The sequence below is a fragment of the Desulfonatronum thiodismutans genome (assembly GCF_000717475.1).
GTDB lineage: Bacteria > Desulfobacterota > Desulfovibrionia > Desulfovibrionales > Desulfonatronaceae > Desulfonatronum > Desulfonatronum thiodismutans.
This window is the reverse complement of record NZ_JPIK01000012.1, coordinates 127234-142706: the sequence shown is the minus strand read 5'-3', so window position 1 is coordinate 142706 and position 15473 is coordinate 127234. Positions and strand designations below refer to the sequence as shown.

Below are 15473 nucleotides of genomic sequence, written 5' to 3'. Positions count from 1 at the left end.
CTCCTCCTTATGAGCGCTGCTAAGCTGTCTAAAGGATTAGCCCTATATAAATATTCGACTACCATCTGAAGATCGTCTAGCTGTGAACCGTAGTTTTCTGGAGTAATGAAAATGCCATTTCGTTTTTTTTTCTCGAAAGTAACTTTTTTGAACCGCTTACAGATTTATCAATATTGCAAATTAGCTCCCCTTGTCGTCTTATTACTCCTTTTACTCTTAATCATGGGATGCGCACAAGAGGGAGATTTGCGCACCCCGAAACAGAAAGAGGCTGATTCTTCGATTGATGCGGCCATCGAAGAACTGACGGGAGCGCCGACGCGAATAGTCTGGCTTCAAGATACCGGACAAGGCACGGATGTTTTTGCTGAAGGCATGGATCTACGAATGATGTCCCTGGATACCGAGGATGGGAAAGGTGAGCGCGTCCTGCTGGACGGTCCGCGCAGCATGGCCAAGCCCATGTTCACTGTTAGCGGAGAGTGGGTGATTTTTTCCGACCGTGAAACCCATCGCGTCCACATGATTCGCTGGGACGGGACTAATCTTTTGGACTTGGGTCCAGGTTTTGGCTTGACCACGTGGATAGATCCGGACACCGGAATCGAATGGCTGTATGTTGCCAGGGGGCAAGTGGACAAGCATCGCACTTTGGCATCGTATGAGTCGATGTGGCGCTATCCGCTTTTTTTACCAGGAAAGACTGAAAGACCCCAGAGGTACTCCAGGAAGGCAAGGTCGCGTGAGGAACTGGTCTGGAACCAGACAAAAGTCAGTGAGGATAGCTTTCAAATTTCCGTGGATGGGCGCTATGCAAGTACGGCATTTCCCTGGCCTTATATGGGGGTTTTGGATAGAGAGACTGGGCTTTGGAATCGACTTGGCCGAGGATGCTGGGGGGCCATGTCGCCGGACAATGACTATCTGTTCTGGATCTTTGACGGCCCACACCGCAATGTTCACGTCTTCAAAGCGGACACGAGGGAACGCTGGACAATAAACATAAACAATGCTCCGGGCATGGACGGATATGAGGTTTATCACCCGCGGTGGTCCAACCATCCACAGGTCATTTCCGTGACCGGCCCTTATAAGGTCGGTGATGGCTCAAACAAGATCCACGGAGGCGGAAACGAAGTTAAGATCTACCTAGGGCGAATAAATAATGACCGAACCAGTGTCGAAGCATGGGTCATGGTTACTGATAACACCCATGCGGATTTTTACCCGGACGTATGGGTCCAAGGTGGACCTATTGAAGAGAAGACTGTGCAAGATGTTGAGCAGAAGAAAGCCACCGATGCCTTTGAATCGAGATGGCCGACGAATACCAATGGCTTGACATATATTTGGGAGAACGCCGCTGGAACGCATGAAATTATCGACCCCGAAACCCGATCGCAGCTTATTTTTCGCCCCGAACCTCGTCGCCTTGCCCGACATGACCGGAATCACGCTATGCTCCTTGAAGGAGGCTATTTTGTCGATGACACCGCTGGGAACCATTTGGCCAGGCATTTCCCCATGGAGTCTTTCGCATTAGAATTGGTCGCTACGCCGTCAGCATCACATGCTTGGACTCAAGGCAGGGTTTTTTCCGTGTCCACCGAAACTGGACATGAATTGGTTGTTGCCTCCAGTCATGGAAAGTGGATGGTGACAACCCTAGATGCGGAAATCGTCATCGGGCCTGTTGTTCCTGAAATACCGGTACACCTTGCGTTGTCGTACACCGCGGGCAGGTTGCATGCATTTATGGACGGTGAACAAGCGGTTTCCGAGGTAATCAACATAGATCCCCAAAGATGGGGCGAGGCCGCTTTCCTGTTCGGTGGGGGCATCAACGACGATCATGACTGGCGGGGCAGCCTGGAAAATTTTGCTTTCTACGACAGGGCGTTGGGCTTGGATGAAGTTGGAACGAATTACGAGCAAATCAAAGACAGCTTGTCACAGCGGAGTGTCCCGGATCTGGCCCTTGTCAGGGCAAGAGTCGTGCAGGCATCAGCCGTTCCGAACCCTGCGGATATAGCTCCATATCGACGGGGACTGGTGGTCAACGAGTATGAGGTGATCGAAGTCTTTGATGGCGAGTTGGATGACGATCGGTTTCTAGCCGCGCATTGGGCCATCCTGGACGGAACGCTGCTTGATTCAGCTTTTCGCTTGCCTGGTTCGGAACATGTTTTGCTTTTGGAGCGCTTTGAAGATCGCAGGGAGTTGGAAGGCGAGCGACTGGCTCAGGATCCGGATAACTTTTGGCTGACACTCTTTTTTGATTTAAACCAATAGCCCGATGATCCAACTTCGACAACTACCTAAGGCTGTGATTTTCGACGTGGACGGCACCCTGTATGATCAATCCAGCCTGCGACGGAAAATGCTTGGGGACTTGGTTTTCCACCTGATGCGATCCCCATTTACGGGGATACGCACCATCAAGACCCTTGCTGTGTTTCGTCGGTTACGAGAGCAGATGCCTGATATGAAGGTCGATAACCTTGCCAAGGTTCAATATCATCTGGCCGCAGACTTGCTACGTTGTACTGCCGGGGAGGTTCACGCCATCGTGGACGAATGGATGTTTAAGCGCCCGCTTCACCATCTTCGAGCGTGCAAACTTGAATATTTGGATGATTTTTTGAAGTTTTTACGGAGCAACGGCATCACCACAGCAGTGTTTTCAGACTATCCAGCAGCGCAAAAAATCGAATCCTTGGGCTTGAACTTTTTCCTAGTCCTGGACGCAGAAGATCGCCGGGTGGACCTACTGAAGCCAGATCCTAAGGGGCTTATGGTTTGCGCGGGAGTGTTGGGCCTGGAGCCGTCCGCCTGTTTGTTCATTGGTGATCGGGACGACCGCGATGGCGAATGCGCCAGACGCGCGGGCATGCCTTTCCTGCTATATGCCCGTAGTTCTTGTAGCACGCTGAATACTTTTAATTCTTATCAGCAGTTGCCGGGGGCGTTTTCCACAGCCCATAACCAACCAAATTGAGACAGCTTAATATGACGCAGCCTTTTTTCAAGTCATCCATTGCACCATATATTGACATTGCCAGACCCGATCATTGGTTCAAGAATATTTTTTTGGCTCCGGGCATTCTGTTGGCTTTTTTTTTCAAGCCAGATTTAATCTCAATTAGCGTCATTCCGCCAATTATTTTCGGCGTGTTGTGCACCTGCCTGATAGCTTCTAGTAATTACGTCCTCAATGAAATACTGGATACGCCAACGGATCAATACCATCCGGAAAAGCGAAACCGTCCCTTGCCCAGTGGCCGTGCTCGAATGGATATCGCTTGGGCGATGTGGGTGGTGCTGAGCATTGCCAGCGTGTTCATGGCATTCTCCATCAATCTGCCGTTCGGGATATCCGGGCTAATGCTCTGGATCATGGGTATCGTTTACAACATGCCACCGTTGCGTTTCAAGGACGTTCCCTATCTGGACGTACTTTGCGAGTCCATTAACAATCCAATTAGGCTTGCTTTGGGATGGTATTGTACGGGTATGGGCTATGCACCGCCATTGTCCATGTTCATTGCATATTGGATGTTTGGGGCATTTTTGATGGCGGCAAAACGGTTTGCCGAATACAGGATGATCAACGACCCGGATCGCGCCGCTAACTACAGAAAATCGCTGGGCTACTACAATGAACAGCGGCTCATTGTGAGTATTTTTTATTATGCTACTTTTTTTGCATTGATGGGTGGGTATTTCATTGCCAGCTATCGTTTCGAATTGATACTCGCGGCTCCGTTCGTGGCGTACTCCATGGCATTCTACATGCGTTTGTCTTTTAAGCCAAACAGCCCAGTTCTGAAACCGGAAAAATTATTTCGTGAGCGCTCGATAGTGTTGATTATCACCGCAACATTCATTTTATGTACTTTACTCCTCTTTTTAGATCTGCAATGGCTTCGGGAACTGTTCGAGCCGTGGGTTCTGCCGTACTGACCGGCCCCATCATTGCGGATAGAGGCGATTGATCCCGATCACTCCATTTCCATTACACGTATAGCAGCGATTTCCGCCTTGCCGGCACCCAGGAAAAACACTCGCGGTTCCGCCGAGATAAAATCGTCCAACAAAAATTCAATACGCTCTGTCTCCCATGTTTCGCGAAGGCCGACAGTTCTTGAGTCGATTATCTTTTGGCCAAGATCATAGGCTACTTCAATCTGCATTGAAGGTGTGCCGTCTTGCCCAGGTGTTGCTCTGACGTCAAACTCTACAGCAAAACGCCCCTGATATAACTCGTAATATCTTCCAAAGGCTATCAATCCGCTAGGATGCTTATTTTCATGAGCAAGACGGATGACGTTCCCAGGACGATTTTCGTCTTCGCTGTTCTCCCCGGTTAACCGATGCATTATCTGAACTGGTATCTCAATATGCATCCGGTCCACGGGCATGGGTACGAAAACGTTTGCACCGTTTTCCTTGGTGAGCCATAACGGTTCATATTCATTAAAGTAGCGCATGACGGCGTTATTAGAGCTTTCCAGCCACCTAACAACGATAATATCCCCGTTCAGCCCACGGGGGTTGAAGATCATGTCGTTGCCATCCTTGAAAGCATCTCTATGTTCCCTCGGGTTGATAAAAACCAAACTCCCCCTTGGCGCTCCATCAAGGGCGTCCAGGACAAGCCGTCTTGGTAAGTTTCTCTCCCGCATATCCAAGCTGGCGGAGACGATGAAAGGGATATTGATGCCAAGCCATATTGCCATGAAAATCAAAAGATACCTCAATTTTACATAATTCAGGATTCTGCTGATGCCAAGTGATGCGACAATAATAATGAAAGGTAGTGTTTCATAATAATACAGAGGTCCAAAATCACGAGAACCTTGATACCAAAAATATACATATCCAATCCATACACTCAGTATTGCCCCGATAAGAAGCTTTGTCCAATGCTTTTTCCAGCCAATGAATGCTAAGGCCAAGCAAAGAATGAGCGATCCAAAGAAGCCCCATAGCCATGTGTTGAGCAAGGAAACATTTGAGACAAGAATTCCAAGGCCACGACTCAAGGAGTGATCGATTCTTCCAAAATGACGACTTCCGAAGCCGAGCTTTTGGGTCTCAGTATACTTGAGGTAAGTCATCATCAACGGATCACCGGTCGACAATGTGTTATAAATCAATATCGCCAACACACCTGAAGCAGATGCAAGGGCAAAATAGCACGTTGACTTGAGCATACGCAGAGTTCGCTCTCTGTAAAGACGCCACATGGAGTCAATAGAAAATGGGATCGCTATGAGTAATGCTGTATAAGTACGATTATTGAAAAGAAATGCCCATGCCAAACCGGCAATGATGGCGAAACGGGCATCTCCAGTTTGCCGCCAATAGATGTAGGAGGCCAACATTGCTGCAGCTGCGAGCAATCCACTAGTATGGCTCACCAATGTTCCATAATATAACAAAAAATAGGGTGAAAAAAGCAATAAGATAGCAGCTGAAACTCCAGCAACATGACCCCCAAGCAGTTTCCCGGAAAGATACACAAGAAAGAGACTTAATCCTGCTGCCAAGGCAACCCACATATACGGATTCCCAACGAGAACCCCGGGGGCCAGAAAAAGAGAGTGTCCAGGCGCATACCTGGACAGCCAACCGACATCCGGGGCGATGATGATCATTTCATGGTGGAATGATGCCGGGAATGGAGGAGAAGGCCTGGCTACAATTCCTTCGAGAAAATTCTGAGCCTGAAAAAGGTAGCTATTCTCGTCAGCATTCAAGGTTGCGTGCTGAAAAACAAACGTTGCAATGCAATATGCAAAACTGAAAGCAAGAAAAGAAAGAGTGATAGCAAAGATATCCCATTTGTTGACTTGTTTGATATCCATAAGGCAATAGTACCTGATGTATTATATTAATGGAATTTTTAATTATGCAAAAAATGCAAACAGCTACAATTAATCCTTATATAGAGGAACGGATATCAAACACCTTTGACAACTAGCCTTCCTGTATAGTCTATTCTGTGCAATAGAGGTTTCATGCTGCTATTATAAAAATATTCATCAACAGCCTGCTTTGCTCCTTTAAAATGCCCGTAGTCATCGAGAATCATGACGCCCCTTGGTGACAAACGTGGATATAGATGCTCTAACTCGTGCTTTGTGGATTTGTACCAATCAGTGTCAAGCCTTAGCAGTGCTACGGACTCTGGCGCATTGCCCGGAAGAGTATCCTCCACCAAGCCTTTGACGAAAAACACCTTATCCATTGGATAACCTGTCAAGGCCATAGCTTTCTTAACATCCTGCAAGGAAGCATTTGTCCATGTTGAGCTCGTATCTGAAATTTTCTTTTTAGAGAAGTCTTCCATAACCGATTTACCCCATACATCGACGTCTCTCTCGTCTGGAGCTGGCATACCCTCATAAGTGTCATAAAGATAAAGATCTCTATCAGCGCGCCCTTCCGCCATAAGTGTCAAGGCAACAGCCATCATAGAACCTCCTTTATAGACACCGCATTCTAAAAAAGCGCCATTAATATTATTGTTGAGGATATATTTTACAGATTCTATGAGAGAATATAACCTTTCATGACTAGTAAGCGTGTATGGGCGGACTCTATTCATAATGTCTATATGCAAATCTTCAAAGTCAGCTGGATAGTCTGCATGCCTGACAATATCATAGCCACACCTCTGCACGAATGAAGAAATTGCTTTTTTAATCACCAGATTGGCCTCCTTGAAAAGTTATACAATTGTAAATTACAATACTCATTCTTTAATATAATATGCAAATTTTTCAGCTAGTATTCGACTGAACAATTAATTCTAAAGCCCTTTAAGCAAAAATGTCAAGCTTGTGCCTTAATTGGCAGGATGGTACTAGCCAAAGACAAAGGACGGTGAAAAATCACATCCAAGCCTTAATTTCAACCTCAAAAAGTGGGTACCAACACGGCCCCCCATTGAAAATCAACAGTATTGGCGTCGTTTGCCTAGTGCCCTGTTCCTTTGAAAAAAAATCAGTATGTCATCAGTGAAAATACCACGCAAGGGGGCGTTGCGACGTTTTTTTACGTTTTCAAAGATACAACGTCGAAGGACCAAAGAGAAATTCATGTCACATTTCAGTATTTTTTAGCTAAATAAAGAATATTACACTGATTAGATTTAATTCCTTACACGCAACTTAAAACTTCCAAACTAATACCCTATAGACTTAACCAACTATGAAAAAATTAATATTTTTACCAACAACACTTGTTTTGACTTTTCTGGTTTGGATTGTATTGTCCTGGCCTTTACCCTTACACATGGCAAATGCGATAACACTTTCAGCCCACAAAAGTTCAGACAGCATTGCCTATATGACACCCGGGGATTCTCTGCAATTGCTTTATTATTTTGAATTATTTCATCAATGGGTTACAGGCAAGACACCTTGGTTTTACAATCTTTACGAATTTCATACTGGTGACGATGCCGAGCGCTTTTCTCCTGATACTTACTATGTTCCATTTACGTTATTTTATAGCGCGGTTCGACTAGTCTCAACCCAGGCTTTGGGTATGAATATTGCGGGGATCATCTCTCTATGGCTGACCCTCTTGGCAACCTGGATGCTCTTGCGTCGCTACACTAAGGACGAATGGATCATTGCCCTGTTCAGCATTTTCGTGCTGATCTTTCCATATCGCTGGAAAGCGCTTTTTGATGCCAGTCCCACCGGCTTTGCCATGATGTGGGTGCCGGTGTTGATCCTTGGGCTCGACCTCGCCGTGCGTGATGGAAAACTTCGCGGTGGTTTTGTGGCCGGACTGGCAATACTTTTCATGTATTTAGGAGATGCGCATATTTTCTTCTTCGGCATGCTGCTCATTCCCGCTTGGTGTATGCTTGCTTTGCTGGCCGATTCAGGTCTTTCAGGCAAAGCAGGCAGCAGGTACGGTCGTATTGCGCTTGCGCTGACCCCGGCTGCCTTGGTGGGGGGCAGCATGTTTTTTGCTGTGAGGAGTCTCGCGAAATCCTTGAGTGAAACCGCCATGGGGCAAGGAAGGGACCTCGGTGAGGTCGCCGTCTTTTCACCACAGGCTTCCGGCTTTTTCACGTGGCAATCTGGAGACGTTTCCAGCCAAGTGTATTTGGGTTGGGCCATCGTTGTTTTGATCATTGTCGGGTTTGTTTTGCTTTCTTGGAATTTTCTACGCGAACCTCGTCAACAACTCAAGCCTTTGCTTTTCATGACCTTTCTTTGCCTGGGGATTCTGGGCATGGCGATATTGGCTCTGGGACCGCATGGGCTCCGTACAGGAGGTTTTTTCACGCTGGTTCGTGAATTGATTCCGCCGTACACCATGATTCGTCAAGCTGGGAAAATATTCTGCCTCATGCCGACCTTGTTGGCAGTAGCCGGAGTGACAGCCTTGACCGTCCTCGTCAAGGCCGGTTCTGCCATACCCATGTGGCGCGGGTTTTGTGTAATGCTAGTGGCGGTTCCAATTTTTTGGGATTATTCAACACTGAGCAAACCTGACCTGATCTACCTGTCAAAAGAGCAACCGGCGTATCAGGCCGTGGCAGAGGATGCATTGAGTCGCGGGGAGAATCCTCATATCGTTGTCGTCACCCTGTGGCCCGGTGATAGCCATTACGCGGCCATTTACCAGCATTTTGCGTTAATGTACCGGGTTCGCATGCTCAACGGTTACAGCCCTGCTGTCTCCAAAACGTATTTTGACGAGATATTTTTGCCGTTACACAGCATTAACCAGGGTTATCTTTCCTCTGAACAGATATCGTTCCTTCGAGCCATGGGGATAGGGCATATTGTGATCCATGAAAACCTTTACCCTGAAAAAGTAGCACCATTTCCGGTTAGCTATGCCCTTAAAAAATTTCTCAAGCATCCTTCCCTGCAATTCCTGGCACATGGCGATAGCGTCTGGGCGTTCAGAATCCTGGACTCCCCTGACGAACAGACTCGGGAGCCGCACAAGATGGCGAGGCAGGCAAGCGGCCCGCTCTTTCCGGCGAGACATTGGGAAATGGAACGGTCCCTTTATGAAAATGTGGATTTGGTTGAAGATACCTCTGCCAGCGACAGGAATTACATTGCGCTGTCCGATGACGGCGCCGTTGTCCATATTGCTCAGACAGGGTCGCCTCCCGCCCCGGGGTTGCGGTGGATGATCAGATGCCGAGGGCAGGGCCTGCTTCGGGCGGAGATATTTGTCGGCCAAGACCTGCTCAGGGAAGAGCTTTTGGTCGTGGAACATCAGCATTGGCAGTGGCTGGAGTTGCCGGTATCAATTGAAACGTTCTCCAATGTATCCGTGCGCTTGGCACTTGAGGCCGGAAACATTGACCTGGATTCCGCCCTTTTGGCTGCCGGAAGGTGGCCCTTTCTCCAACCAGGAGAGATAATTTCAGTCCCGGCCGCCAATTTCTTTCGCGCGGGCTTCACGGACATCAACCAGGACCGGGTGACTTTTCTCAAAAAGAACTATGCTGAAAGGGTGGTTTTTTATGGACCGAGAATGCCCTTGGAGCCAGGCCTTTATGAAGTGAGTTTGGATTATTCGACAGATGCCGAGCCAGGGATTGAAATCGGCGAACTGCGTATCACGTCGGATACAAACGACGCGGGCAAACAGTCCATGGCTCTCCACCAGGGGCAACCTTGGCGGTTCGAGATCCGGGTGGACAACAATCTTCCATTCAATATGGATCTTTTTTTCGCGGGGCAGGCCGACCTGGTACTGGATGAGGTTATCTTCCGGCGCCTTCAATAACCCTGCTACCCAGATCCGACGTCCAGTACACGTTGCCTTCAGTTCGTGACCAGCCGACGGTATATGTCCTCAAGAGCCCTTGCTTGCGTTGTTGCTGAATATTTCGTGAACACGCACGATTGGTTATTTCCACCGATAATACGAGCTTGATCCGAATCCAGGAGAAGCGCGACGATTTTTTCCGCGAGATCCATGGCGTCTCCAGGAGCCGCGTATCTGCCGTCAGCGCCCAACAAGGCGCGGTTGGCCGGGGTGTCGAAGCAGACCACGGGCAAGCCTGCGGACATGTAGTTGAGGATTTTGCCGCTGCCTTCTCCTGAGCCTTCCTGTTTCGGGTCGACGGCCACGTCGATCACGGACAGGTGGGAAAACAACTGGAAATAGTCCACCTTGCCGCAGAGCGTGGTCACGTCGGCGGTGCCGATCGCGTCCACACGTCCTTGGCACTCTTCAAGTGGATATCCTGCCAGCAGAAAGTGGACATTTTCCACGCGTTGTCGAATTGCAGGCATGGCTTGGATCAGAAGGTCAATCCCCTTGGCCCGCACAAGCGAACCAATATATCCCACGACCATTTTTTCTTGAGGAATACCCAAACTCTCCCTCAGACAGCTTGCGTCGTCCACCGAACAGCTCGATTCGTCGACGCCTTCGCGGATCACTCGAATCTTATCCTCCGGCACGCCGAACTCGGCTTTCATGAGATGGGCCGCAGCCTCTGAACTGCAGACGAAAAAATCCGGCAGCTTGCAGACCAGTTTTTCCAGAAAGGTGAAGAGGAACAGCAGTTTCTTGAGCGGTCCCAACGAGCCGTAGGCCTTTATTTCACCGCTCAGGCTGCCCTGAACGTCGAAAACCACGGGGATTTTGCGGGCCGAGGCCAGCAGGCTCGTTGCCCAGCCGAGGGCGGCGCCTTCATGCAGATGTCCGTGAATGATGTCGGGCTTGAAGTTCAGGCAGGCGCGCCAGACCGTGAAGAACAAAAGGACGTCCAGATACAGTTTGTGCCAGGAAAAACCGGCATCAACCTTGGAATACCAGGGCACGCGCAAGCTGCGCCGGGTTGGGATGCCCGGAACGTCCCGTCCGTGGTGATAGGTCGTCAGGAGCACGTCGTGACCTTGGCGCTGCAACGCGGCGATCTGATCGTGGATCCGGATGTGGCAGCCGCGATCAGAGAAAAAAGGCGTGGGCGCTATGTGCAGGATTTTCATGGCACGTCCAGGAACCTGAACTTATTTGGCCAGATACCGTGCATCCACGGCGAGAACTTCCTCTTCCCTTCTGGTATCGTCCCACCCCGATTCCTCGGCCATGATTCGGGCCAGGCAGCGCAGGGTCTCGGGAGCGGGGCGGCCCAGGCAGCCCAGCGGCGTGCGCCGAAAGACCACGTCCTGAAGGTTCCGGGCCATCTCCCGGCGTACCGCATGCACGACTTGGGCTTTGAGGATGGCGGTTCCCGGACGGATTTCCTCAGCAAGATCCGGGTCTTGGACGCACAACTCAAGGATTTCCGTATAGTTCGTGCCATAAGCGTGAATCAGGTCCACGATCCTGGACTCGGAGAGAATGTCGGGGCGATGCCTGCATTCGTCAGCGACGAAGTCCTTGAGGTTCGTTATCCCGCCGCCGAACAAGGGCGCGCTTTCCGTACGGCAGGGCTTGGCTTGTCGCGCCAGCTTGCGGCATGTTAAGTCCACGATCTTTTGGGCCAGCAGGCGGGCCGTGGTGTACTTCACCCCGATGACCGAGATCAGGCCCTGGATGTTCTGGGAGACGCCGTGGTCGATGATGTTGTCCTCCCGTGAGCCTTGGTAGCCCGTCCCCGGGGGACGGGACGGGTCGTCGGGATAGAGTCCGCCGTAGAAGTGCCGGATATCGGCGCGGCACAGTCCGGCCGCCGGATAGACGGAGTTTACGTCATCGATCAAGCCGCGGATGTCCTCCTCGGTGACGATGTCGTCATCGGGTGCGCCGTTGAATGGACTGTTGGTGGTTCCGATAAGGGAGAGGCCCTGCCAGGGGACGATGAAGAAATGCCGTCCGCCCCGGTCCAGCCATGCTCCGGAATGCTTATGGCGGGTGGCCAGGGCCAGGGCGTGTCCGCTGGTCAGGGAACGGGTGATGATGTGGATGCCTTTTGAAAGGAGCCTCGAGGCCCCCTTTACGGTATCGGCCAGCCCCCCGGACTTGAGCACGGAGTTGACCCATGGACCGGCGGCGTTGACCGTGAGATCAGCCTTGATGGTCAATTGGCTTCCAGTAAAGACATCCATGACGTTCGCTCCGGTGACCCGGCCGTCGTCTACAAGCAGATCCTTGACCTGCGCGTAATTCAGGACCTCGGCCCCTTCTCGCCGCGCGGCAAGAACGATGGCCAGGGTCAGCCGTTCAGGAAAGGGCATCTGACAGTCGTAAAAACGGATGGCGCCGGTGAGCCCCTCGGCGAGCAAATGCGGTTCCGAGGCCAAGGTCTCCTGACGGGAAAGCCGCTTGTGACCCGGCATTGTCCGGCGGGAACTCCTGGCCCCCTCGGTCCGGGCAAGCAGGTCGTAGACGGTCATGGCCAGACTTAAAACTTCCTTGCCTTTGAGGCCGTGTCCGTATGTGGGAATCAGGAACGGCACCGGATGGACCAGGTGCGGTGCCGAACGCAGGAAAAAAATGCGTTCATGCAGGGAGGTCCTGACCCTGCCCAGAGCGAGGTGTTGGAGATAACGGATTCCGCCGTGGATCATCCTCCCCGTGGCCGCGGACGTCGCCGCCCCGAAATCGTTCTTGTCCACCAGGGCCACGGACAGCCCGCGCATGGCCGCGTCCCAGGCGACGCAGGCACCGTTGACGCCCCCGCCGACGACCAGGATGTCGAAGTGTTTTGAGGCGATTTCCCGTAAGTCCAGCATCATGCCCCGGTGTACTCCGAAGATTGGCCATTTCCGGGAACAAGGCGATATCTCATGATTTTCGCCGGCACGCCCATAGCCACGGCGTAGTCGGGTAGATCCTTGGCAACCACAGCACCGGCACCGATGATGCATCCCTTGCCGATGCGTACTCCATCCAGAATGGACACCCCCGCTCCAATCCAAACGTCGTCTCCCACCACCACTGGTCCACGTGACGTCCAGCCCATATCCATCATCGGGATATCCGTTCTGTCCGTTTTGTAGTTCCCTCCCCCGATGAGACAGAGCGGACCGACCAGTCCAAATTTTCCGATTTCAACCCTGGAGATGGACGAAATGATCGTGTTGGCGCCGATTTCCGTACGCGCACCAATGATGGTGGAACCTATCTTGGCCTGCACAACGCAGTTACGGGCGACGATCACGTCGTCATGGATGAAGATTCCTTCACCTTTCAAACCGGATGCGTCCAGCAGGGTGTTGTCGTCCACCGCGACCCTGTGGCCCAGGGTTATTTTGCCGGGATGACGGATGCTCAAGCCGCGCCCGAGGATCAGCCCGGAACCGACGGATCGAAACAAGCGGCGGTAAAACGTCCGGCGCAGGAAAAAGCCCAAGCTGGAAGGCAGGTTGCAAAACAACAAATTGACGACCTCGTAGTAGGCCAGGGACAACGCGCCCGCGTCGCCGAGGACTTTTCTGGCATAACAGCGCAAAGGAGAGGACGATTCGTCGTTGAGCTGGGCCGCGAGGGTGCGACGGGCGGGGGGAGTCTGCGGGGGGGAGTTGGTCATGTTTTCTCTGGTTGGTACGTCTCGAAGGCCGCGTCTCTGATCTGTATTGCGCCCGGAGCACGGCGGTGGATGGCGGATATGGCGCGAAAATGGTGCACAAAAGTTGAACCTGAAGGGGCTGTTTCGAATCGCCTCGGTCGGGTTGCCTGGACCGTCCGCTTCAAGTAATAAGCAGGGGACTCAGACCGCCGCGAAAGCCCCGTTTCGTTGCTTTCCGCCTTGGCGACGCGTACAGACGAACGCAGTTTGCGTCTCGCAAAGAAGTGCAACATGCCAAATAACGAGCTGCAATACAAGATTCACGGCGATCGTTTTCCCGGAACCGCTGGACCATGCCCTCACCCATAGCCCATCTTGCCGCCGGTGCGGCCGTCGCGGTCGGCTTCACCCGCGACATCGACGATCCGGCCCAACGTCGCGTAGTCTGGGGAGCAGCCCTCATTTTTTCCGTTGCTCCAGACCTGGACGCCATTCCCGGGTTCATTACCGGAGACATGGCCCTCTACCATAATCAGATATCACACAGCCTTTTTTTCGGCATTGCAGCCTGTTTGTTTGTCACGGGCGTTTTTGGATTATTATTCAGTCGGTTTCTTGACTGGTGGAGTTATTCGCGGATATCCGCCGTGGCTTTGATTTCCTACGGCCTGCATCTGGTCATGGACGCGGCGACCCTTGGTCCCGGCGTGAAGTTGCTTTGGCCGTTCATGGACGAACGCTTTTCCACGCCCATAATGATTTTTTACGGAGTGCGACACTCTGAAGGCCTCTTCTCCGCGCATCACCTGATAACCATCGGCAGTGAGCTGGCGATGATCGTAGGCTTCCTGCTTTTGGCGCGCATTGTATTTCGTCCGCATCGACATGTTCCCGATACGGCTTTCGTCGAGTAATGCCCCCCAGACTCTCCAGCCGATAGCCATCCCAAAGCTGGAAATAGTGAATGTTTCAACCGAGCCGGAATATTTGCCCGAGAAATATCGGGCCAACCTTCAAAATCGCGGTTATGGCGACATAAATCCTGCTGAACATCGCACTTAGCGGTAATGTTCTCATCAGGGCAGCTTCAAACCGCCCGAGGCGTCCGCCGCTTTAAGTGCAACCAAACCATCGAGCTTTTGCCATGTCCAACACCGCCGATAAAAAGGATATGCTGACGCTGTCCTGCCGCCGCTACTGGTTCAAGCCGATGGCGGCGTTTTTTAACGCTTTACAACTGCGCGCCTATCAGTTGGCGAGTGCCGAACTTGCCTCGCCAGTGCTGGATGTGGGGTGCAGCGACGGCGGATTCGGCGTCTTGTTGGCCGATGCCTTCGGCAAGCCCGATCATCTTTCGGGCATCGAGCTGCTCAAAAGCGCGCTGGATGCGGCCAGCCCCGAAGCCCGATCCTTGTACAAGGAAATGATCCACGGAAGCGCCACGGATTTACCGTTTCCAGATGAATCCTTCCAGACCGTGACGGCCAACGCCAGCCTGTTCGCCATTCATCCTGGCCTGGACACGGCCATTGCCGAATTTCATCGCGTTCTGCGCCCTGGGGGAATCTTTTACGCTTCGGTCTGCACGGATCGTTACGACCAGCACTATTGGCTGACCCGCCTCCTGCGACGCGCCGGATCGGACTGTCTGGCCCGCCGCTACGCGGACGCCATGAACGCCCGGATGATGCAAACGCATCTGCTCAATCCCAAGGAGTGGCAGTCGCGACTTGTGCAGGGCGGGTTTATCATTCGCCAGTGCCACGGCTTTCTCTCCCTGGCGGACACCCCGTTCTGGAGCTTCCTGGCCTGGACTCCGCTGCGCGTCAACGGCGTGCTGCGGTATATTACCTTGCCATCCCGGCGCAATCGCGTCGCGGCTTACTACGAGCATCTGTTTCGCAAGCGATTCGAGGCGAGCCGGGCCCTGCTTCCAGCGGAGGAAAGCGGGTATATTTTCATCGAGGCCCGGAAGCTCTGATTTGGATAACGTATCTTGTGATGGTTCCGTTGA

The 15473-nt window shown here is 51.8% G+C and carries 11 protein-coding genes; 6 read left to right on the top strand and 5 right to left on the bottom strand.

The window, feature by feature from the left end; genetic code table 11:
* Window positions 1-111 precede the first annotated feature (111 nt).
* From GY33_RS0109180 to GY33_RS0109170, 3 genes are read left to right on the top strand one after another with little or no spacing between them, the layout of a single operon-like run.
* A complete protein-coding gene (locus GY33_RS0109180; RefSeq protein WP_031387051.1) occupies window positions 112-2292 on the top strand; it encodes a LamG-like jellyroll fold domain-containing protein in 2181 nt (726 codons plus the stop codon).
* 4 nt (window positions 2293-2296) lie between these two features.
* On the top strand, window positions 2297-2998 hold the full coding sequence (locus tag GY33_RS0109175) for an HAD family hydrolase (RefSeq protein ID WP_051822464.1): 702 nt from the start codon (window positions 2297-2299) through the stop codon (window positions 2996-2998).
* A gap of 11 nt (window positions 2999-3009) precedes the next feature.
* Entirely contained in the window at window positions 3010-3963 is a 954-nt protein-coding gene (locus GY33_RS0109170) for a UbiA prenyltransferase family protein (protein WP_031387049.1), read from the top strand.
* 38 nt (window positions 3964-4001) lie between these two features.
* Here the strand turns inward: GY33_RS0109170 and GY33_RS0109165 are convergent, their stop codons facing one another.
* Window positions 4002-5870 (bottom strand): hypothetical protein, encoded by a 1869-nt coding sequence (locus tag GY33_RS0109165; RefSeq protein WP_031387048.1) that lies wholly within the window; start codon window positions 5868-5870, stop codon window positions 4002-4004.
* Window positions 5871-5965: 95 nt separating this feature from the next.
* Window positions 5966-6715: a TylF/MycF/NovP-related O-methyltransferase gene (locus GY33_RS0109160; RefSeq protein WP_200874854.1), complete on the bottom strand. Its 750-nt coding sequence runs from the start codon at window positions 6713-6715 to the stop codon at window positions 5966-5968.
* Window positions 6716-7218: 503 nt separating this feature from the next.
* Between GY33_RS0109160 and GY33_RS0109155 the strand changes: the two genes are divergently transcribed.
* Complete coding sequence (locus tag GY33_RS0109155) at window positions 7219-9780, top strand: glycosyltransferase family protein (protein WP_152555152.1); 2562 nt, start codon at window positions 7219-7221, stop codon at window positions 9778-9780.
* Window positions 9781-9818: 38 nt separating this feature from the next.
* Here GY33_RS0109155 and GY33_RS0109150 read toward each other — a convergent pair whose 3' ends face one another.
* The 3 genes from GY33_RS0109150 to GY33_RS0109140 are packed head-to-tail and all read right to left on the bottom strand — an operon-like array spanning window position 9819 to window position 13480.
* On the bottom strand, window positions 9819-10994 hold the full coding sequence (locus tag GY33_RS0109150; RefSeq protein ID WP_031387045.1) for a glycosyltransferase family 4 protein: 1176 nt from the start codon (window positions 10992-10994) through the stop codon (window positions 9819-9821).
* A 21-nt stretch (window positions 10995-11015) separates the two neighbouring features.
* On the bottom strand, window positions 11016-12686 hold the full coding sequence (locus tag GY33_RS0109145) for a glycerol-3-phosphate dehydrogenase/oxidase (protein WP_035271703.1): 1671 nt from the start codon (window positions 12684-12686) through the stop codon (window positions 11016-11018).
* The gene (locus GY33_RS0109140) at window positions 12683-13480 is read right to left on the bottom strand and encodes an acyltransferase (protein WP_051822463.1); all 798 of its coding nucleotides are present in this window, start codon (window positions 13478-13480) and stop codon (window positions 12683-12685) included. Before GY33_RS0109140 ends, GY33_RS0109145 begins: the two co-directional genes overlap by 4 nt.
* A 332-nt stretch (window positions 13481-13812) precedes the next feature.
* On the opposite strand from GY33_RS0109140, the gene GY33_RS19775 reads away from it, so the two are divergent.
* Window positions 13813-14373, top strand: a complete 561-nt coding sequence (locus GY33_RS19775) for a metal-dependent hydrolase (RefSeq protein WP_051822462.1) — start codon at window positions 13813-13815, stop codon at window positions 14371-14373.
* Window positions 14374-14603: 230 nt separating this feature from the next.
* A complete protein-coding gene (locus GY33_RS0109130; RefSeq protein ID WP_031387041.1) occupies window positions 14604-15440 on the top strand; it encodes a class I SAM-dependent methyltransferase in 837 nt (278 codons plus the stop codon).
* The last annotated feature ends 33 nt before the right edge of the window (window positions 15441-15473 follow it).

Coding starts and splice junctions, on each gene's coding strand:
- GY33_RS0109165 (WP_031387048.1), bottom strand. CDS start 5,870: ATGGATATCAAACAAGTCAACAAATGGGATATCTTTGCTATCACTCTT.
- GY33_RS0109175 (WP_051822464.1), top strand. CDS start 2,297: ATGATCCAACTTCGACAACTACCTAAGGCTGTGATTTTCGACGTGGAC.
- GY33_RS0109170 (WP_031387049.1), top strand. CDS start 3,010: ATGACGCAGCCTTTTTTCAAGTCATCCATTGCACCATATATTGACATT.
- GY33_RS0109140 (WP_051822463.1), bottom strand. CDS start 13,480: ATGACCAACTCCCCCCCGCAGACTCCCCCCGCCCGTCGCACCCTCGCG.
- GY33_RS0109180 (WP_031387051.1), top strand. CDS start 112: ATGCCATTTCGTTTTTTTTTCTCGAAAGTAACTTTTTTGAACCGCTTA.
- GY33_RS0109145 (WP_035271703.1), bottom strand. CDS start 12,686: ATGATGCTGGACTTACGGGAAATCGCCTCAAAACACTTCGACATCCTG.
- GY33_RS0109130 (WP_031387041.1), top strand. CDS start 14,604: ATGTCCAACACCGCCGATAAAAAGGATATGCTGACGCTGTCCTGCCGC.
- GY33_RS0109155 (WP_152555152.1), top strand. CDS start 7,219: ATGAAAAAATTAATATTTTTACCAACAACACTTGTTTTGACTTTTCTG.
- GY33_RS0109150 (WP_031387045.1), bottom strand. CDS start 10,994: ATGAAAATCCTGCACATAGCGCCCACGCCTTTTTTCTCTGATCGCGGC.
- GY33_RS19775 (WP_051822462.1), top strand. CDS start 13,813: ATGCCCTCACCCATAGCCCATCTTGCCGCCGGTGCGGCCGTCGCGGTC.